19 protein-coding genes are annotated in these 19,435 nt (G+C 71.3%); 11 read left to right on the top strand and 8 right to left on the bottom strand.

Annotation, left to right across the window (positions count from 1 at the left end; all coding sequences use genetic code 11):
- The first annotated feature begins 136 nt into the window (after positions 1–136).
- A complete protein-coding gene (locus EDF23_RS14970) occupies positions 137–817 on the top strand; it encodes a hypothetical protein (RefSeq protein ID WP_131922103.1) in 681 nt (226 codons plus the stop codon).
- 67 nt (positions 818–884) lie between these two features.
- Here EDF23_RS14970 and EDF23_RS14975 read toward each other — a convergent pair whose 3' ends face one another.
- Both EDF23_RS14975 and EDF23_RS14980 read right to left on the bottom strand, forming a co-directional pair.
- On the bottom strand, positions 885–1,487 hold the full coding sequence (locus tag EDF23_RS14975; protein WP_131922104.1) for a DUF1992 domain-containing protein: 603 nt from the start codon (positions 1,485–1,487) through the stop codon (positions 885–887).
- A 13-nt stretch (positions 1,488–1,500) separates the two neighbouring features.
- On the bottom strand, positions 1,501–3,330 hold the full coding sequence (locus tag EDF23_RS14980; protein ID WP_131922105.1) for a glycoside hydrolase family 15 protein: 1,830 nt from the start codon (positions 3,328–3,330) through the stop codon (positions 1,501–1,503).
- A gap of 539 nt (positions 3,331–3,869) precedes the next feature.
- Here EDF23_RS14980 and EDF23_RS14985 point away from each other — a divergent pair.
- The 4 genes from EDF23_RS14985 (at position 3,870) to EDF23_RS15000 (ending at position 8,145) form a co-directional block, all read left to right on the top strand.
- Positions 3,870–5,036, top strand: coding sequence for an RtcB family protein (locus EDF23_RS14985; RefSeq protein WP_131922106.1), 1,167 nt, complete (start codon positions 3,870–3,872; stop codon positions 5,034–5,036).
- A gap of 109 nt (positions 5,037–5,145) precedes the next feature.
- Positions 5,146–5,979 carry a DUF1206 domain-containing protein gene (locus EDF23_RS14990; protein ID WP_123293429.1) on the top strand — a complete coding sequence of 278 codons (834 nt, stop codon included), beginning with the start codon at positions 5,146–5,148 and terminating at the stop codon, positions 5,977–5,979.
- A 139-nt stretch (positions 5,980–6,118) separates the two neighbouring features.
- Positions 6,119–6,994 (top strand): SMP-30/gluconolactonase/LRE family protein, encoded by an 876-nt coding sequence (locus tag EDF23_RS14995; protein ID WP_131922107.1) that lies wholly within the window; start codon positions 6,119–6,121, stop codon positions 6,992–6,994.
- A 71-nt stretch (positions 6,995–7,065) separates the two neighbouring features.
- Positions 7,066–8,145 carry an alpha/beta fold hydrolase gene (locus tag EDF23_RS15000; protein ID WP_165901142.1) on the top strand — a complete coding sequence of 360 codons (1,080 nt, stop codon included), beginning with the start codon at positions 7,066–7,068 and terminating at the stop codon, positions 8,143–8,145.
- 99 nt (positions 8,146–8,244) lie between these two features.
- On the opposite strand, the gene EDF23_RS15005 is transcribed toward EDF23_RS15000, so the two are convergent.
- The 5 genes from EDF23_RS15005 to EDF23_RS15025 all read right to left on the bottom strand — a co-directional run bounded on the left by EDF23_RS15005 (position 8,245) and on the right by EDF23_RS15025 (position 12,102).
- Entirely contained in the window at positions 8,245–9,438 is a 1,194-nt protein-coding gene (locus EDF23_RS15005) for an FAD-dependent oxidoreductase (RefSeq protein ID WP_131922109.1), read from the bottom strand.
- A 14-nt stretch (positions 9,439–9,452) separates the two neighbouring features.
- Positions 9,453–10,253 (bottom strand): SDR family oxidoreductase, encoded by an 801-nt coding sequence (locus tag EDF23_RS15010; RefSeq protein ID WP_111086919.1) that lies wholly within the window; start codon positions 10,251–10,253, stop codon positions 9,453–9,455.
- Positions 10,254–10,261: 8 nt separating this feature from the next.
- Positions 10,262–10,768: a DNA starvation/stationary phase protection protein gene (locus EDF23_RS15015; RefSeq protein WP_123293434.1), complete on the bottom strand. Its 507-nt coding sequence runs from the start codon at positions 10,766–10,768 to the stop codon at positions 10,262–10,264.
- 111 nt (positions 10,769–10,879) lie between these two features.
- On the bottom strand, positions 10,880–11,392 hold the full coding sequence (locus EDF23_RS15020; protein WP_123339939.1) for a MarR family transcriptional regulator: 513 nt from the start codon (positions 11,390–11,392) through the stop codon (positions 10,880–10,882).
- Positions 11,393–11,544: 152 nt separating this feature from the next.
- Positions 11,545–12,102 carry an NAD(P)H-dependent oxidoreductase gene (locus EDF23_RS15025; protein ID WP_131881915.1) on the bottom strand — a complete coding sequence of 186 codons (558 nt, stop codon included), beginning with the start codon at positions 12,100–12,102 and terminating at the stop codon, positions 11,545–11,547.
- A gap of 121 nt (positions 12,103–12,223) precedes the next feature.
- On the opposite strand from EDF23_RS15025, the gene EDF23_RS15030 reads away from it, so the two are divergent.
- From EDF23_RS15030 to EDF23_RS15055, 6 genes are all read left to right on the top strand, one after another.
- Positions 12,224–13,879 (top strand): glycoside hydrolase family 13 protein, encoded by a 1,656-nt coding sequence (locus EDF23_RS15030; RefSeq protein WP_243648942.1) that lies wholly within the window; start codon positions 12,224–12,226, stop codon positions 13,877–13,879.
- Between the two features lie 110 nt (positions 13,880–13,989).
- A complete protein-coding gene (locus EDF23_RS15035) occupies positions 13,990–15,951 on the top strand; it encodes a DUF11 domain-containing protein (RefSeq protein WP_131922111.1) in 1,962 nt (653 codons plus the stop codon).
- A 146-nt stretch (positions 15,952–16,097) separates the two neighbouring features.
- Positions 16,098–16,757, top strand: coding sequence for a DUF308 domain-containing protein (locus tag EDF23_RS15040; RefSeq protein WP_131922112.1), 660 nt, complete (start codon positions 16,098–16,100; stop codon positions 16,755–16,757).
- A complete protein-coding gene (locus EDF23_RS15045; protein ID WP_111086912.1) occupies positions 16,754–17,017 on the top strand; it encodes a hypothetical protein in 264 nt (87 codons plus the stop codon). Before EDF23_RS15040 ends, EDF23_RS15045 begins: the two co-directional genes overlap by 4 nt.
- Positions 17,018–17,140: 123 nt before the next feature.
- Entirely contained in the window at positions 17,141–17,680 is a 540-nt protein-coding gene (locus EDF23_RS15050; RefSeq protein ID WP_131922113.1) for a sigma-70 family RNA polymerase sigma factor, read from the top strand.
- The gene (locus EDF23_RS15055; protein ID WP_131922114.1) at positions 17,670–18,437 is read left to right on the top strand and encodes a hypothetical protein; all 768 of its coding nucleotides are present in this window, start codon (positions 17,670–17,672) and stop codon (positions 18,435–18,437) included. The genes EDF23_RS15050 and EDF23_RS15055 overlap by 11 nt, the downstream gene beginning before the upstream one ends.
- A 72-nt stretch (positions 18,438–18,509) precedes the next feature.
- Here EDF23_RS15055 and EDF23_RS15060 read toward each other — a convergent pair whose 3' ends face one another.
- Positions 18,510–19,421 (bottom strand): LysR family transcriptional regulator, encoded by a 912-nt coding sequence (locus tag EDF23_RS15060; RefSeq protein WP_165901143.1) that lies wholly within the window; start codon positions 19,419–19,421, stop codon positions 18,510–18,512.
- Positions 19,422–19,435: the final 14 nt, after the last annotated feature.

A 19,435-nucleotide genomic window follows, 5' to 3' on the forward strand; every position in this document is an offset into this window, starting at 1 on the left:
GGGGTGCACCGAATGAGTTGCACAGGGCAAAAGCCCAGGGCGCTCTCCGGTCAGACATGGCCGTTGTTCAGCGTACGCACAGGAGCATACGTCGGCCGTCGGCCGGGGTGCCCACACAGCAAAGGAAACGATCACCATGCGCAAGAGCCTGAAGACCTCCATCACCCTCGCCACGACCGGCGCCCTCGTGCTCGGCGGTGCCGCGTTCGGCATCTCCTCCGCCCAGGCCTCGACCCCGGCGATCCACACGGTCTCGTCGTCGTCGTCGAAGATCCCCGCACCGGTCGCCTCGGTCCCCGAGGTCCTCGGTGGTTCCACCGCCGTGAAGCTCGACTCCGGCTTCACCGACGCCCTCACCGCCCTCAAGCTCACCCCCGGCGTCTCCGGAGATGCGACCCTGGCGGACGGGTCGGTGTCGTTCCCGATCACCGCCGGTTCGGTCACGTACTGGTCGCCGGACGGCAACTACAAGCCCTACGTGCAGGGCCTGCTCAACCACGACGACTCCGGCCTCACGCTGAAGGCCGGCGACACCACCGTCACGCTCGAGAACTTCGTCGTGAACCCGGGCTCCTCCAAGCTCTACGGTGACGTCCTGGTCAACGGCAAGGTCGCCGCGTCCAACGCGTTCCTGTTCGAGCTCTGGGGCGGTTCCCTCAAGCCCCTCCAGCTCGAGGGCGACAACGCCATCCTGACCGGCACCACCGTCCACGTCTCCGAAGACGCCGCCGGCCTGCTGAACAAGACCTTCGGCACCGACGCCGTCAAGCGCGGCCTCCTCGTCGGCACCGCCACCATCACCGCACAGATCAAGTAACACCCCGCACCACACGCACCACACGTGAAGGGCCGCCCCGGGCAACCGGGACGGCCCTTCACCACGTTCAGTGACGCCGGCGCCACCACCGGCGGCGACGGTCGTCAGACGCGGCCGTCAGAGCAGCCGCAGCCGCCGCGGCGGACGCGAGTCGGGCCTCCCGGCGGGCATGCCAGGCGACCAACTCGTCGTCGACGTCCCGCAGCGGCGTCACGACCGGCGGCCCACCGAGCAGCTGACGTCGGGCTTCCTTCACCCGGGCGTTGAAGTCCACCAGGACATCGCGCACGTCGGCCTCTGTCGACAGTGCGTCGAGGGCGTCGTCGAGTTCCGCGTCCTCGGTGCGGAGTGCGAGAGCGGGAGGAGCGATACCGCGGATGTCCTCGCGTTCGATCTTGGAGCGGATCCACCAGTCCGGGTCGTGCTGCCCGTCGTTCCCGGGCAGGGGCTTGCCGTGGTACGGATTGCCCTCGAAGACGCCGCGGCGCTCGGCCTCCTCGATCTGCGCCCGAGCATGCGCGGCGACGTCCGCCGCCTTCAGCAGCCGGCGTTCCTCACGCACCTCGTCCGGGTCGAGCGACCCCCGCTCGATCTCACTGTCGACCAGCTGCTGGTAGCGGTAGCGAGCGGCCCTGCGGAGCCGGTCCATCCGTGCATCGACGTCGTTCATGACCCCTCCATGATCACTCCGAGCGGTCGTCCTCGCCAGTCAGTTCCTCGATGGTCAGCGCTGCCTGGATGAGCGCCAGGTGCGACAGTCCCTGGGGGAGGTTGCCCATGAACGAGCCGTCCTCGCTGATCATCTCGCTGAACAGCCCGACGTCGTTCGCCTGGCCGACCATCTCGTCCATCAGGGTCCGCGCGTCGTCGATCCGGCCCGTGCAGGCCATCGCGGCAGCGAGCCAGAACGAGCACGCGACGAAGGGCGACTCCTCGTCCTCGATGCCCGAGTAGCGGTACACCAGCGGTCCGCGCTGCAGCTGCTCCTCGATCGCCCGGATGGTCGACGCCATGCGTGGGCCGCGGTCGAAGGAGCTCATCGCGTGCAGCAGGATCGACGTGTCGAGCGCGTCCGAACCCGGGTACATCACGTAGTGACCGCGTTCCTCGTCCCAGCCGTGTTCCGCGACCCACTGCGTGATCAGTTCGCGGTTCTCGACCCACTTGGCGCGCGGCCCGTCGATCATGCCGGCATCGTGGAGGTCCACCGCGGCGTCGAGGGCCTGCCAGCAGCCGATCTTGCTCGTGACGTAGTGCTGGGTGTCCTCGAGCTCCCACATGCCCGAGTCCGGTTCCTCCCACCGGTGGCAGGCGTCGTCGGCGAGTTGCTGCAGGACGGCCGCGGTCTTCCGGTCCAGGACGTTGCCGGCGTTCACGTACTGGCGCAGGATCTCGAAGACGTCACCCCAGACCCCGAGCTGCAGCTGGTCGCCGGCGCGGTTGCCCACCGTGACCGGGCCGATGCCGTTCCACCCGGGGACGTCGCGCTCCTCGACGTCGTCGCTCTTCGTGCCGTCCAGCTCGTAGAAGATCGGCATGTCCTCGTCGTGCTCGGCGATGGTGCGCATCACCCACGACACCGCCGCGTGGGTCTCTTCGCGCAGGCCGAACCGGGTCAGGGCGTGCACGGTGTACGACAGGTCGCGCACCCAGGCGAACCGGTAGTCCCAGTTCTTGCCGCCGTTTCGGTCCTCGGGCAGGCTCGTGGTCGGCGCCGCCGCGATCGCACCGGTCGGCGAGAAGATGAGCAGCTTCAGGGCGAGGGCGCTGCGCTGCACCGCTTCGGCCCAGGGGCCGTCGTAGGAGAACTCCTCCGACCAGGTCGCCCAGTTGTCGATCGTGCGGTCCATCGCGGCGAGTGCACTCTCCGGCCGCGGCATGAAGATCGGCTCGTCGTGCGTGCCCACGATGGTCAGGATGTGCTTCGATCCGTCGCCGGTGGTGAACCGGCCGGAGAAGCGCGGGCGGTCGTCGTCCACCGGGTCGAACCCCTGCTCGACGATCGCGATCGTGATGCCGTCGATGCCGATGACGGCGCCGTTCGCGGTGTCGAGGCGCTTCGGCTCAGCGGTCCCCAGCAGGGTGCCGGGCACGACGGCCCACTCGAACTCCACGGACCCGTTGACCCCCTGGACACAGCGCGCGACCTCGGCCCACGGCAGGCGACCGGCGACCCCGGTGACCATCGCGTCCGTCACCGTCGCCCGCCCGGACGGTGTCGTCCACGTGGTGACGAGCACGTTGGTGCCGGGCAGGTACTCGCGGGTGACCTCGGCCGATCGGTCCACCGGGCGGAGCGCCACGTGGCCGCCGTGTTCGGCGTCGAGGATCTCCGCGAACACGGGCGGTGAGTCCATCGAGGGGATCGGCAGCCAGTCGATCTGTCCGTCGCGGGCGATGAGCGCGACGGTCCGACCGTCGCCGATCGCTCCGTAGGTGCGGAGCGGGGCGTAGCCGTCGGTGCGTGCGTGGGTGTCGACCGCGTCGAGGGTGTCTTCGGTGCGCTCCGTCATGCACCCAGACTGCCCGCGCCCGGGGCGCGACCATCAGGCGGACGTACCCCGCTGTGGAGGACGCGGGACGGACCTCCCGACTGTGGACGACCGCGACACGCCCGGGTGAGTTGCGCATCCCGGGCGTGTCGCACTACTGTCGCTCTCCTGCCCAACGGCCGGAACGCCAGCGGCACCAACGCCGCCGGCAGAAACGCCAGCGGCACCAACGCCGCCGGCAGGAACGCCCGTCCCGGGCACACCGGAAGGACCGCGCATGCGCGCCGTGCAGCACAACGAGGAACGCGTCGAGCTCCAGCTCGACGCGACCGCCGTGCTGCCCGAACCGCAGCAGCAGTGGTCCCTCCGCTATCCCGCGTAGGCACGGAACGTCCCACGACGCCCCGTGCCCACCCGGCCCGGGGCGTTCGTCGTCCTGCTCATCCTCGCCACGTCGCGCTCGACGTCGCCCGGAGCGCAGGCCGGACACCGTCCCGGACCGTCATCGAAGACCGTCCAGACGACCGTCCAGACGACCGTCCTGAAAGCGAGACGAAGCAATGAAGAAGATCAACGACCGGCTGCTGAGTTGGGCCTCGATGCTCGAGGACAACACCGAGCAGCAGGCCCGCACGACCGCACGCATGCCGTTCGTGTTCCCGCACCTGGCCCTGATGCCGGACGCCCACCTCGGCCTCGGCGCCACCGTCGGTTCCGTCATCCCGACCCTCGGCGCGGTCATGCCGGCGGCCGTCGGCGTCGACATCGGCTGCGGCATGATCGCGGTCCGGACCCAGTTCACCGAGGCCGACCTGCCCGACGACCTGCAGGAGCTGCGCGAGCAGATCGAGCGCGCGATCCCGCTGTCGGCGGGTGCGTCGAACCGCAAGATCGTCGCGACCGCCGAGCCGCGGATCGCCGAGCTCGAGGCGATGGCCGACGCCGCCGGGTTCGACCCCGCACAGGCGCACGGCGGCTGGCGCAACCAGCTCGGCACGCTCGGCTCCGGGAACCACTTCATCGAGGTCTCCCTCGACGAGCAGGACCGGGTCTGGCTCTTCCTGCACTCCGGATCGCGGGGCGTCGGCAACAAGATCGCGCAGCGGCACATCACGGTCGCCAAGCGGCTGATGGAGCGCTGGTGGATCCAGCTGGCGGACCCCGACCTCGCCTACCTGGTCGAGGGCACGCCGGAGTTCGACCGGTACATCGCCGAGCTGCGGTGGGCACAGCACTTCGCCCTGCTCAACCGCGAGGAGATGATGGACCGCGTCGTGCGGCAGCTGTCCGAGGTCGTCGGTACCCCCGTCGACGAGCAGGAGCGGATCAACTGCCACCACAACTTCACGCAGCGCGAGACGCACTGGGGGAAGTCCGTGTGGGTGTCCCGCAAGGGCGCGATCCAGGCGACGGCAGGTCAGGCCGGCCTGATCCCCGGGTCCATGGGCACGGCGTCGTACGTCGTCGAGGGCCTCGGCAACAAGCCGTCGCTCGAGTCGTCGCCGCACGGAGCCGGCCGGCTGTTCTCGCGGAGCGCGGCACGGCGGACCTTCACCCACGACCAGCTGCGGGAGGCGATGGTCGGCATCGAGTACCGCGACACCGATGCGTTCCTCGACGAGATCCCGGGCGCGTACAAGCCGATCGACCAGGTCATGGCGGACGCGTCGGACCTCGTGTCGGTCCGGCACACGCTGCGGCAGGTCGTCAACGTGAAGGGCGACTGACGGGAGGCGCGGGTGCAGCCCGCCCCCGCGCCGCCCGTCCGACGTCGGTCCGCGTCCACTGCCCGGCGCGGCCCGGACAGACCGGCCCGCGTCGGGCACGCTTGACCGGATGAGCGACACAGCAGAGCACGCAGCACGGGAGACCGGACGACAGGTCCGACGAGCGGCGGACAGCCGCTGGTTCGAGCTGACCGCTCGCGCCGGCTTCGTCGGCAGCGGCATCGTCCACCTGCTGATCGGGTACCTCGCGATCCTGCTCGGCATCGGCAACGCGTCCTCCGGCGGTGAGACGGACCAGTCCGGAGCACTGCAGCAGATCGCTGCCGTGCCGGGCGGGGTCTTCCTGCTCTGGCTGATCGCGATCGGCACGGCAGCACTCACCGTGCGGCTGATCGTCGAGGCCGTCGTCGGCGGCCGGTCGGACAGCACGCGTGGGTGGCTCGCCCGGGCGAAGGACGTCGCGAAGGCCGTGGTCTACGGCATCATCGCGTACTCGTCGGCGTCGTACGCCCTCGGCGCCGGGTCGAGTTCCAGCAGCTCGTCGCAGAGTGCCGCGGCGAAGACCCTCGCGACGCCCGGCGGGGTGTTCGTGCTGCTCCTCGCCGGCGCGATCGCGGTCGCGGTCGGCATCGGGCTCGTGGTGATCGGGTGCCGGCGGACGTTCCGGAAGCAGATCACCCGACCGTCCGGGACGCTCGACCGGGTGGTCACGGTGCTCGGGGTCGTCGGGTACGTCGGCAAGGGCATCGCCGTGGTCATCGTCGGTGTGCTCATCGGTGTGGCCGGACTGCGGAGCGACCCGGAGCAGGCGACGGGCCTCGACGCGGCGTTCGACGCGGTGCGCTCGATGCCCGGTGGCGTGTTCGTCCTGGTCGCGATCGGCATCGGGTTCCTCGCCTTCGGCGTCTACAGCTTCTTCCGCGCGAGGTACGCCCGCCTCTGATCGAAGCGGGGCCTGCGGACTTTCGTGCCAGGCGACACTCCACGCGCCCGCGGTCCCGTGAGGTGTCGCCCAGCGCGTGAACTGGTGGGCAGCGCGCCCGGCTGAGGGAGCACGGAGCCGGCGCCGGTAGACCGGTCCGATGAACACCAGCGCGACGACCGGGCCCGTGACCGTCTTCTCCGACGCCCGGGCGGTCCTCGCCGAGAGCATCGTGTGGGACCCGTCGGCGCAGCTGCTCCGTTGGACCGACATCACCCTCGGCACCCTCGTCACCGCGCAGTCCGACGGCACCGTGGTGTCGACGGTCCCGCTCCCGCCGCCGCTCGCGAGCTTCCAGCCGCGGGCCTCTGGCGGCTTCATCGCAGCGCTCGGGGACACCGTCGTCGTGACGGACGAGCACGGGGTGGTCGAGCGTGAACTCACCCGCGTCGAGCACGCCACGGCCGGGCTCCGGTTCAACGAGGGCAAGTGCGACCCGTTCGGCCGGTTCCTGGTCGGCAGCATGAACCTGACGACGGGCGAGCCGGACGGTGCGCTGTACTCGGTCGAGGCGGACGGTGCGACGCGACTGCTCCGCGGCGGCTTCGGCGTGACCAACGGCTTCGAGTGGTCGGACGACGGCACCGTGATGTACGTCACCGACACGAGTGTGTCGACGATCTACCGCGGGTCGTACGGCCCGCACGGCGAACTCGGCGAGCTCGAACCGTTCGTCGTCGGCCACGCCCACGACGGTCTGGTCCGCGACGACGAGGGCTGCTCCTGGAGTGCGATCTACGGCGGCGGCCGGGTGGAGCGGTACGGCCCCGACGGGTCGCACCTCGAGACCGTGGAGCTGCCCACCCCGAACGTGACGTCGGTGGCCTTCGGTGGCCCCGACATGTCGACGCTGTTCGTCGCCTCGGCACGGGAGAACCTCACCGAGGAGCAACTCGAGCAGCACCCGTCCTCGGGGGCGATCCTGGCGGTGCCGACGCGGGTGCACGGGTTCCCCGCGAACACCTTCAGCGGCTGACCGGGCGGGAGCGCACGCAGCGTCGGGGTCCGCGGGTATCGTGGGCGCTCGCCCGACCCGAGGAGACCCACGTGAACGACGAGCGCACGGCAGCCACCCCGGACCCGGCCGGCGAACTCGCGGAGGCCGAGAACGCCGACGTCACTGTCGAGGTGGACCGGGTCGCGGTCGACGGCACGTACGTCCGCGTGAGTTCGATCGGCGAGCCGGGGGAGCGCGCCTTCCTGCTCGTCGCCGGCCTCGGCATCGCGGCCACCTACTACGAGCGGCTCGCCCCGCACCTCAACGAGAACGGCCCGGTGCACGCCCTCGACCTGCCCGGCTTCGCGGGCGTTCCCCGGTTCCGCGGGAAGGTCTCGATCGAGCGGTACGCCGACGCCGTCGAGAAGGTCATCGACGACCTCGGCCTGGTCGACCCGGTCCTGGTCGGCCACTCGATGGGCACCCAGGTCGTGACCGAGGTCGCGGCGCGTCACCCGGAGATCTCGGACCTCGTGCTCATCAGCCCGGTCGTCGACTCGCACGCGCGCACGGTCCGCCAGTCCGCGTTCCGGTTCCTGCGGTCGACCCTGCACGAACCCTCGGCGGTCCGGTGGCACGGCATCACGGCGTACGTGCTGTGCGGATGGCACTGGTTCTCGAAGGTGCTGCCCCGGATGATCGCCTTCCCGATCGAGGAGCGTGCGGCCCACGTGCAGGCGCGCACCCTCATCGTCCGCGGCGAGCACGACGCGATGGTCCCGCGGGACTGGATCCGACGGCTCGCGCGGGTGTTCCCCTACGCGGTGCTGCGCGAGGTCGTCGACGGCGCACACTCCGTGATGCACGCCCAGGCCGACGCGGTCGCGCGGCTTGCGGTCGCACACGTCGACCACCGGCTGCCGGACCGCGGGGTCGGTTCGCTGCAGCGGGTGCGCGACGACTCGACGGCGTCCGACCTGTCGCGTCTGAGTCCGAGTGAAGCGTGGATGCTCGTGAAGTCGCGCTTCGTCGAACTGGTCGGCATGGCGAAGAACGACGACGAGACGCTCGAGGCGGCGAAGTCCGCCCACGCGGTCGCGATGGCCGACGGGGACGACCTGCCGGTCGACCCGGCCGACCGCAAGGCGGTCGTCGACGCCGTCACACCCGAGGCCGACCCGAACCGCTGACACCGGGCACTGCACGCGACGGACAGGAGGCCCGGAGCCGGTTCTCGGAACCGGCACCGGGCCTCCCGTCGGTCGCGTCCAGGGCGACCCGTGCGCCGGTCAGGCCGTGATGCGGCCCGGCAGCATGTCCGACGTCAGGGAGTTCGCCTCGGCGAGCACCTTGCGGGCCTCGTCGGTCTTGTCCCACACGTTCCAGAGCAGCACGCCGCGCACCGTGTCGTCGTCGTCCAGGTAGTAGACGACACCGGTGACGGTCGGGTCCTGCCAGTCCTCGACGGTGCGGAGCTTCGTGGAGACCTGCCCCACCGCTTCGTACCCCATGTCGAAGACGTCGGAGTAGAACATCGGCGTGTGGTCGTAGGTCTCGTCGGCGTCGGCGAGGTTCCGGCCGGCCTGCCGTCCCTGCTGCTGGGCGTTGTCGACGTGTTCGACCCGACGGGTCCCGAGGATCCGGTCCGGGTACTCGGCGACGTCCCCGGCGGCGAAGACCGAGTCGTCGTCGGTGAGCAGCGTCGACGAGACCACGATGCCGTCGCGCACGGTGAGACCGGCGTCGGCGGCGAGCTGGGTGGCGGGCTCGATGCCGAGTCCGGCGACCACGGCGTCCGCCTCGAGCACGGAGCCGTCGTCGAGCGTGAGCGTGACCCCGTCGGCCGTCTGCGTGCCGGACTCGACCCGGCGTCCGAGTCGGAGGTCCACGCCGGCGTCGACGAAGCGCTGTTGGAACGCACGCGCGAGGTCGTCCGGGAACATCCGGCCGCCCACGATGTCGTCGGGGTCGACCAGGGTGACGCGGGCACCGTTCTGCACGACCCCCGCGGTGATCTCCTGGCCGATGTAGCCGCCGCCGACGACGACCACGTGCGCCCCGGCGTCGGCGAGCTCGCGGAGCTTCCGGTAGTCGTCGGCGCTGCGGTAGTCGAGCACGCGGTCCGAGGGCTCCAGGCCCGGCAACCCGCGGGGCTTGCCGCCGGTCGCGATGAGCAGCCGCTCGTAGCCGTGCGTCTGGCCGTCGGCCGTGGTCACGGTCTTCGCAGCACGGTCGATCCCCGTCACCGCGGTGCCGAGGACGAACGACGCCCCGGTCTCCTCGGTGTGCAGGTCGACCTTCTCGTCCCAGCTGAAGTCCGGGTCGGTCCACAGCTTCTTCGACAGGGCCGGGCGGGCGTACGGCCGGTCGACGTCCTCGCTGAGGATGCCGATCGTGCCGTCGGCGTCGAGCTCGCGGACACCGCGGGCGGCGGCGTCGGCGACCATCCCGCCGCCGATGATGAGGTATCGGTAGTCGGTCACGGTGCCTCCCGGCGTCAGATCGTGGCGACCGAGCCGGAGTCGACCCGGTAGTTGGAGCCGTTGACGAAGCTCGCGAGGTCGGAGCAGAGGAACGCGATGACGTTCGCGACCTCTTCCGGCTCACCGCGGCGCTTCAGCTCCATATAGGGACGTTCCTCGTCGAGGAAACTCGTGATCGCGTCGTCGAAGCTCTGGTTCGTCTCCTTCGCCCGCTTGTTCATCATCGCGTCCGTCATGGGCGTGTGGATGAACGCGGGGCTGACGGTGTTCACGAGGACGCCCTCCTGCGCGTAGGTGCGCGACAGGCCCTTCGCGAACGACAGGACCCCGGCCTTCGCGGCGCAGTAGGGCAGTTCGTCGTCGTAGGGCTGCGAGGCGTCCTCGGACACGAGGTACACGATCCGGCCCCAACCGCCCTGCCGCAGGTCGCCGATGAACTCGCGCGTGATGCGGACAGGACCCATCAGGTCGACGTCGATGGTGTCGGCCCAACCCTGCTCGTCGATCTCGTGGAACAGGCCCTGGGCGCCGGTGACGCCCGAGGACTGCACGAGGATGTCGATCGCGCCGACGGCGTCCCGCACCTTGCCGTGCAGGTCCGCCAGGCTCGCCGCGCTCGTGACGTCGGCCGCGAACGCGTGCAGCTTGCCGAGCGGCGCCTCGAGCTGGTCGGCGCTGTTGTCGAGCTGCGCCTGGTCGAGGTCACTCACGACCACGGTCGCACCCTCCGCCAGGAGGATGCGAGCCGTGTTCCAGCCGATGCCGGAGTCGGCACCGAAGACGAGCGCGGTCTTGCCCTGGATGCCGAGGTCCACTCGGTCCCCTAGGCGTGCGCCGACGCGTCGGCGACGGCAGGCGTCGTGGCGGAGGCCAGCGGCGTGCTCGGCGCGCGGTTCTCGGCGGAGACCATCCACGCGAGCTGCTCGAGGCGCTCGATGAAGCCGTGGAGCAGGTCCGCGGTCGTCGGGTCCTCGTCGTCGACCTCGTCGTGGACGTCGCGCATGGTGCCGGTCGCCTGGTAGAGGCGGAGCGTCACCTGGTCGATCGCGTCGTGCGTGGTGATCTCGCCCTCGGGGAACTGGTCGAGGTGGCTCGACGCAGCGACCGTGCTCGAGCGTCCGTCCGGCACGGCGTACAGGGCGCGCATGCGCTCTGCCGTGTCGTCGGCGAACTCGCGTGCGGCATCGACGATCTCGTCGAGCTGCAGGTGCAGGTCGCGGAAGTTCGTGCCGAGGATGTTCCAGTGGGCCTGCTTGCCCTGGAGGTGCAGGTCGATGAGGTCCACGAGGACCGCCTGGAGGTTCTTGGCCATCTTGTCCGAAGCGTGCATGGTGGTGGCTCCTTTCGCGTCGGTGACCCTTCCGGTCTACGCGGTGCGACCGAGACCACTCTCAGTGCGCACGGAACCGCACTGTCCCCCGGGGCGTCCGCGGGGCGGAACTCAGTGCGCGGGGGCCGGGTCGACCTGGTCGACGGCGCCGCGCATCTGCTCGAGGAACGACGCGACGATGCGGGCCTCGTCCGCTGGCAGTCCCTCGGCGATCGACATCATCCGGCGGTGCATGATGCCGAGGGTCGCGCGGACCTCGTCGTCGGTCTCGGTCGTCGGGGTGATCACGAGCGCTCGACGGTCGGTGGGGTGCGGGTCGCGGCGTACGTGGTTCGACTTCACCAGGCGGTCGATCAGGATCGTGGTCGAGGCCGACGAGATCTTCAGGTAGGCGGCGAGGTCCTTCGGGCTGATGCTGCGGCCCGAGCGCTGCGACTGCAGCAGGAAGCGCACGGCGAGCAGGTCGGTCTCGCCCATGCCCATCGAGTCGCGGGTGCGGCGGCGCATCGCGGTCTCGGCGGCCCGGTAGCGACGCAGGGCGTTGAGCACGGCGACCCCGCGCTGGGTCGCGTCGTCGTCGGGGAACCAGTACCCGGACGCCTCGGTGATCTCCTGCGTTGCCATTGGCACAGGCTAGTCCGTCTCGTATGGAGGCCGTCTAGCGACTTCCTGTGGGTGTGCCTGCTTCGTTCCCGCATGCAGGACGGGAGGCCCGTGGCGGGGTCGCCACGGGCCTCCCGTCCGTCCTGTGGTGCGGTCGACCGCACCCGGTCGCGCTACGCGGCGGCCTGCTCGGTCGAGGCGTCGGCGAGTGCGCTCAGCGCGCCCTGGACGAGCGAGGTGACCTCGGCGTCCTCGCGCGGGTGCGTCTCCGCGAAGCGGACGACCGACTGCGGGATCGCGACCTTGACGTCCTCGAGGACCTTCGCGCCGGCGATGCCGGCGACCTTGCGGGCGTCGTCGTGGGCCCACACGCCGCCGTACTGCCCGAACGCGGAACCGATGGCGGCGAGCGGCTTGCCGGACAGCGGCGAGGCGCCGAACGGACGCGATGCCCAGTCGAGGGCGTTCTTCAGCACGGCCGGGATCGTGCCGTTGTACTCGGGGGTGACGAGCAGGACGGCGTCCGCGGCGGCGATCGCGTCGCGGAAGGCGACGGCTGCGGCCGGCGGGGTGTCGCCGTCGATGTCCTCGTTGTAGAACGGCAGGTCGACGATGCCGTCGAACGTGGTGACCTCGATGCCCTCCGGCGCGTGGTGCGCCGCGGCCTCGGCGAGCTTGCGGTTGATGGAGTCGGCGCGGAGGCTGCCGACGAGTGCGAGGACGTTCGTCATGGTGATCCTTCTGGTTCGAGACGTTGTTCTGGGACGGAAAGGTGTCTGCGACAACCAATCCGAGCGTACGACGTGCTATTCCCAGACCGCTGGGTACGGTGGCGATGGGTACGGTGGCGACGTGAGCACGCTTCGGACGCCGGCCAGTACGCCCCGCACGACGAACCCGGACTGGTGGCGCGACGCCGTCGTCTACCAGGTCTACCCACGCAGCTTCGCGGACTCGAACGCCGACGGCCTGGGCGACGTCGCGGGCATCACCAGCCGCGTGCCCTACCTGGCGGCACTCGGCGTCGACGCGTTGTGGCTCTCGCCGTTCTTCCCGTCGCCCCTCGCCGACGGCGGGTACGACGTGGCCGACTACCGGGCGGTCGATCCACGACTCGGCTCGCTGGCGGACCTGGACGCCCTGGTCCGGTCCGCGCACGAGCACGAGCTGCGGGTGATCGTGGACATCGTGCCGAACCACACCTCGGACGAGCACGAGTGGTTCCGGGCGGCGCTCGCATCCGCGCCGGGCTCGCCGGAACGGGCGCGGTACGTGTTCCGCGACGGAAGCGGTCCCGCCGGGGAACTGCCGCCGAGCGACTGGGTGTCGAACTTCGGCGGGAGCGCCTGGACCAGGGTCGCGGACGGTCAGTGGTACCTGCACCTCTTCGCACCCGAGCAGCCCGACCTGGACTGGTCCAACCCTGAGGTCCGTGCGGAATTCGAGGACACGCTGCGCTTCTGGTCGGACCGCGGGGTCGACGGCTTCCGGGTCGACGTCGCACACGGCCTGGCGAAGGACCTGTCGACGCCGTACCGCGCATCGAACGAGCACGCGCTGCCGCTCGACGGCTCCGACCCGCTGTACGACCGCGACGAGGTGCACGAGGTCTTCGCGTCCTGGCGCACCGTGCTCGACGAGTACGACCCGCCCCGGGCCGCCGTCGCCGAGGCCTGGGCACCGGCACCGCGACGCGTCCTGTACGCCCGGCCCACCGAACTCGGGCAGGCGTTCAACTTCGACCTGCTCGAGGCGCCGTTCGAATCCGCTGCGTTCCGGAGCATCATCGAGCGGAACCTGGCGGCGTCCGAGCAGTCCGGTGCGTCGAGCACCTGGGTGCTGTCGAACCACGACGTCGTGCGGCACGCCAGCCGGTACGGCCTGCCGGACGACACCGACACCGACGCCTGGCTGCTGACGGACGGCACCACGCCCGAGCTCGACCGGGAGCGGGGCCTGCGCCGAGCCCGCGCCGCGACCCTGCTGATGCTCGCGCTGCCCGGGTCGTCGTACGTCTACCAGGGCGAGGAACTCGGCCTGCACGAAGCCGCCGCGATCCCGCGTGACCAGCTGCAGGACCCGAAGTGGCTCCGCTCCGGACACACCGTCAAGGGCCGGGACGGGTGCCGTGTGCCGATCCCGTGGACGACCTCCGGACCGTCGTTCGGCTTCGGGGACGTCGCGCCGCTGCTGCCGCAGCCGGCGGACTTCGGAGCGTCGTCGGTTCAGGCGGAGGACGGGGATCCCGCGTCCACCCTGACGCTGTACCGGGCAGCGATGGACGCCCGCCGTCGGCTGCAGCGGGGCGAGGAGCTCACCTGGCTGGAGTCCGGCGACGGCGTCGTGGCCTTCGCCCGGCACGACGGGTGGCGGTCGGTCACGAACTTCGGCACGACGCCCGTGCCGCTGCCGTCAGGTGACGTCGTGGTCGCGTCCGGGCCGCTCGGTGACGCGGCCGGCGTGCTGCCGGGTGTCCTCCCCGGCGAGACGACGGTCTGGTTGGCCTGAGCGGACCAGCTCCGTCCGTTCTTCCTCCACAGCCAGGAGGCCCGTGGCCGCGTTCCACAGATCGGTTCCGGCCCGCCGTCCGGTGACGCCCGGATCGCGACGATCGGGGCATGACAGAACCCACTGCTCCAGCATCCGTCCCACGTCCGGTCCGGTCGCGGGTGGCCCGTCGCCTCGCAGCGGCGTGCACCGCGCTGACCGCGCTCGCCGTGCTCGCGGCACCGACGATCCTGCCCACGGGGTCGAGTGCGGCGACGCTCGACTTCCCCTACGTCAACCAGTTCTCCAGTGCGTCCGGCGGTGCCCTGCACGGTGACGCCGCGGTCTCCGGCGGACGACTCCGGCTGACCGCGGACATCCGCAACCAGGCCGGCGCCTGGTCGACGAACGACACGTTCCCCTCGGACACCGGGCTCGAGATCGAGTTCACCTACGCGATGCACACCGCGAAGGACGACCCCGGGGCCGACGGCCTGCTGCTGTACCTCGCCGACGGTGCAGCGGCACAGGGCGTGGGGTCGTTCGGTGCCGGGCTCGGGTACGCCTGCCGCAAGGAGGCCACCGAGGGCGGCGGGCGGCTGTGCGACCTGCCGGGGGTGCCCGGTGGCTTCGCGGGGATCGCGATCGACCACTACGGCAACTTCTCGTCGCGCATCAACGCCTCCGGACCGGGAGCCCAGCAGGACCACGTCGTCGTCCGCGGCTCCGGCAACGGGCTCGAGGGCTACCGGTACGTCGCCGGGGCTCCCGCTCCCGGCGGCACGGTGACGAACGGGTCGACGCCGCGCACGGTGCGCATCACCCTGCTGCCGGGGGACGCCGGCGAGCTCTCGATGACCGTCCGGCTGCAGGTCGGTTCGACGATGCGCACCGTGCTCGACGCGGTCCCCCTGCACGGGGACGACCAGGCACCGCTGCCGAGCACCCTCCGCCTCGGGTTCGCCGGCGCCACCGGCAGCCACGTGAACAACCACGAGGTCGACGCCCTCAGGGTGTGGAAGCCCGCCGACCTGTCCGTCGAGCACGACCTGCCCGCCACCGCCGTCGCCGGGGAACCCGTCCGGTACACCGTCACGGCGCGCAACCCCGGACCGAACGCCGCCGATCCCAGCCCGCTGCAGGTGGACGTCCCGGACGCGATCGAGGGGGCTTCCTGGACGTGCGAGGCGGCGGAGGGCTCCGGCTGCGCCACCCCGTCCGGGCAGGGTGACGTGGCGACCGACCTCGACCTGCCCCGCGGTGGTTCGGCGGTGGTGACGGTCGAGGGGCGGATCGCCGACGGCGTCGAGGGGCCGCTCCAGAGCGTCGCCACCATCGCACCACCGACGTCGTTGTCCGACACGAACGAGTCCGACAACACCTCGCGGGCGAGCACGACCGTCACCACGCCGCCGGTCGTCGCCCACGTCGAGACGGACAAGACGGTGTCGCCGTCCACCGTCGAACCCAGCGACGAGGTGGAGTACACCGTGACCGCACGGAACCGCGGACCGTCGGTCGCCCAGCAGGTCGGCGCGGTGGACGACCTGCCCGAGGCGATGCGGTTCGTCGCGTCCGACGACGGCTGCACGGCCGAGGGGCAGCGGGTGACCTGCCGGTCGGCGGTGGCGCTCGCCGTGGGGGAGACCCACGACTTCCGGCTCCGTGCCGTCCTCGACCCGGAGTACCAGGGGGACGGGTCCGACGTGGTGAACGTGGCCACGGCGACTTCCCCGACGGACCCGGACGGCGGCGACCCGTCGACCGAGGTCGCGATCGTCGTCGAGCAGGACGACGACGGGCCCGCGCCGAGCCCGTCCCCGTCCCCGGCGCCCGGACCCGACGACGACGAGGCATCGGTGCCCGATGCGCCCAGCGGTGGCGACGGCGACGGCAACCGGGATCCCCGTGGCCCGGCCGCCGACGCGGGACCGCAGGCTGCACGCGGCGCCCTCGCCTACACCGGCGTCGACGACCTCGGACTGCTCGCCGCGCTCGCGGCGGTGGTGGTCGCGGCCGGTTCGACCTGCTGGTGGCTCGCTCGTCGGCGTGCACGGCGGTCGGTGGTGACGGACGACCAGCAGCGGTCCTGATCCAGCGACCGGGGTGGCGTCGCTCGGGCGGCGCCACCCCACCGGGCATTCGAGCATCCTCAGTGCTGCGGAACCCCCGGCGGTCGGTCGGCTGCCACCGCGGCGGTAGGATCGATCTCACGATCCGCATGCCTGAAAGAGGTCCCGTGTCCGACACCGTGGACGACGCCACCACCGTGAACGAGGCGACCCAACGCGCGCGGTACTGGCCGATCCCGATCCTCCGGGCCGTGCCCGCCGCGGTCGTCGCGCTCGTCATCACCTTCTCGACGAACCACGCCGCCGGCTACGGCCTGCTGCTGTTCGCCGGCTTCGCCCTGGTCGAGGGACTCGTGCTCCTGTGGGCGGGCGTCGCGCGGCTCCCGCTCGACGGTCGGTCCCGCCGCACCACGTTGCTGCAGGCCGTCATCACCCTGCTCGCCGCCGTCGCCGGGTTCGCCGGCAACGGTCTCGGGCTGCCGGCGTTCATCTCGGTCATCGTCGCCTTCGCGGTGCTCACCGGGGCCCTCGAGCTGGCACAGGGACTGCGGGCTCGTCGTCGTTCCCCCTTCGCGCGGGACTGGACCACGATCGGCGCACTCACCCTGCTGCTCGCGATCGCGTTCCTCATCACCCCGCCGGACTACTCGCAGCAGCTCGGTGGGGTGGAGCAGGCCACCGGCACGCTGGACGCCTCGATCGTCCTGGTCGGCCTGCTCGGCGCCTACCTCGCCATCACGGCGGTCTTCCACGTGATCGCCGGCCTCTCGCACAAGTGGGGCACGGCCACGCCGGCCGTCGCCCCGGACGGAGCACCACACGCATGACCACCCCCAGCCGCCGTGACCGTCTGCGCCCGGTCGAGCTCCTCGGGATCTCCGCGATCATCGCGGTGTTCACCGGGCTCGTCGTGCTGTTCTCGACGCGGGAACTGCAGCTGGCCGTGATCTTCCTCGGCGTCGCGTTCATCGTGGTGGTCGTCGTGCTCGCGATGCTCCAGCTCGCGTCGACCAGCGACCAGGACGACAACGACATGCTCGGCGGGCACAAGACGCCCGGCGACGGCGAGGGCGACGACTTCCACTGATCCACTGCGGGCGCCGTCGCGCGCATCGCTGTGCGGACACGCCCGGGATCACGTTTCCGCCACGGTCCTGTCAGGATCGCGCGTCCTGCCGACACCTCTGGGTGAAGGAGGTGGGATGTGGACGTGACGACCGGCACCGACACGGACGAAGGACTCGTCCGTGCGATCGCGCAGGGGGACACCGGTGCGCTCGCACGGGTGTTCGACCGCTACGCCGCCACGCTCACCCGGTACGCCTGGGCACTCGTCGACGACCGGTCCGACGTCGAGGAGATCGTGCAGGACTCGTTCCTGACCCTCTGGCAGCGGGCGGTGACGCTCGAGCTCCCGGCGGACACCGTGCTGCCGTGGCTGCTCGTCGTCTGCCGGAACCACGCCTTCAACGCCGGCCGGAAGCAGGCGCGTCGGCGCGCTGACGAGCTGCCCGAACACCTGGCCGCTCCCACCGACCAGGACGAGGCCCGTGACCTCCTGCGCTGGGTCCGCGACGAGATCGCCGCACTCCCCGCCATCGACCGCCGCATCTGCGAGCTCTGCCTGCTCGAGGGGTACTCGTACGCCGAGGCCGCCGAGATGCTCGGACTCAGTGTCGGAGCGGTCACGCAGCGGGTCTCCCGCAGCCGACGCCGACTCAAGAAGGTGGTGACGCACGATGAACACTGAACCTCCCGAGGGAGACGACCTGCAGCGCATGCTCGTCTCGATGAAGCAGAACGTCCTCGAGCGCGCCACCCCGCGGGCGAGGCGGGGTCGTGGCCGATCCGGCATCGTCATCGGTGTCGTGGCGCTCCTGGCCGTGGGCACCGCGACCGGAGCCGTCGCCCTGACGCTCTCCCAGCAGGACACCCCGGTCGCCGCGCCCACTCAGACGCAGGTGCCCGAGCCCTCGCCCACCGCGACGACCCCGTCCTCCGCGCCGATCGCCGGTGCACCGACCCCGACGTCCACACCGAGCGCCCCGGTGGACGTGGCGACGATACCGACGGACTGTCGCGCGCTCGTCTCGGCAGCGGACTACGACCGCTTCTTCGGGGACACTCCGTTGACGCAGGCCGATCCGCCGTCGGGAACCGATCGGGTCCCCGACGGCCAGGACCCGGCAGGCGTCGAGTCGAAGGTCTCCTGCACGTGGCGTGACCCGCGCGCGGACGTCTCGGGGATCGAGGTCCGGGTCGGGACCGCCACCGAGGCCGCCATCCAGCAGGAGATCGACGAGTTCCCGGCGCACGACGGCGGGGGGACGTGCACCGAGCGCGACGGCGGGACGTTCTGCCAGTCCCGCGGGATCGTGGAGCCCTACGGCGTGGAAAAGGCGTACACGTACTTCGCCCGAGGTGACACCTGGATCACCATCGAGCAGACCAACGTCCCGACCGACGGGCTCCTGCCCGCTCTCATCGCGACGATCTGGGGGGACTGACGGCCGGGAGGCGCGCGGCGGACCCGCCCTGCGCCTCCCGTCCGTCGGTGCGACCCACCAACCGGCGCCGCGTCACACGACGCGCGCCGCGACGAGGTCGCGCGCCAGCGTCCGGACGGCACGGTTCGGCTCCGGACTCGTGCGGATCGCCAGGCCGATGCGGAGCGGTTCGACCGTGTCCTCGAGTTCCAGGACCGCTCCGTCGTGCCGCACCCCGGAGTCCGGCACGACCCCGACCCCCAGCCCCGCCGAAGCGAACCGGATCACCGCGGGCATGTCGTTCATCTCGGCGACGATCCGCCGCCGGATCCCGAGCCGCTCGAGTGCGCCGTCCAGGATGATCCGGTTGCCGAACCCGTGCGCGGTATCGACGAAGGGCTCGTCCGCGAGCTCGGCGAGCGACACCGAGGCGCGCCCCGCCAACGGGTGGTCCGACGCCGTGAAGACCCGGAACGGCATCTCGCGCAACGGTTCGACCACCACTCCCGCCGGCACCGTCGGCAGTCCCGTGTACGCGAGGTCGAGGCGCCCGGCGACGAGGTCCTGCACGAGCCCGGTCGTGCCGGACGGCGAGGTCATGAGCTCCACGGTGACGAGCGGGTGCCGCCGCCGGAACCGCTGCAGCACGCCGGTCAGGTCGACGATGTCCATGCTCGTGAAGATCCCGAGCCGCACCCGTCCGCGCAGGTCGGCGTCGTCCACCGTCGCCAGGTCGCGCATCCGGTCGAGCGACTCCAGCACGGCGCGGGCGTGGGGGAGCAGGTCCTCGCCGGCGGTCGTGAGCACGAGGTGCCGTCCGGTGCGGTCGAACAGCCGCACGCCGAAGGTCCGCTCGAGCGAGGCGATCCCGGCCGACACCGTGGACTGCGCCGCCCAGAGCCGTTCGGCCGCGCGGGTCACGCTGCCCTCGGCGGCGACGGTCACGAACTGTTCGAGCAGGCGGGTCTCCATCTCCCCATCATCGATCCGATCGATGGGCGGCATCAAGAGCATCCGTT

Origin of the sequence: Curtobacterium sp. PhB128 (assembly GCF_004340725.1) — a bacterium.
In the GTDB taxonomy this organism is placed as follows: domain Bacteria; phylum Actinomycetota; class Actinomycetes; order Actinomycetales; family Microbacteriaceae; genus Curtobacterium.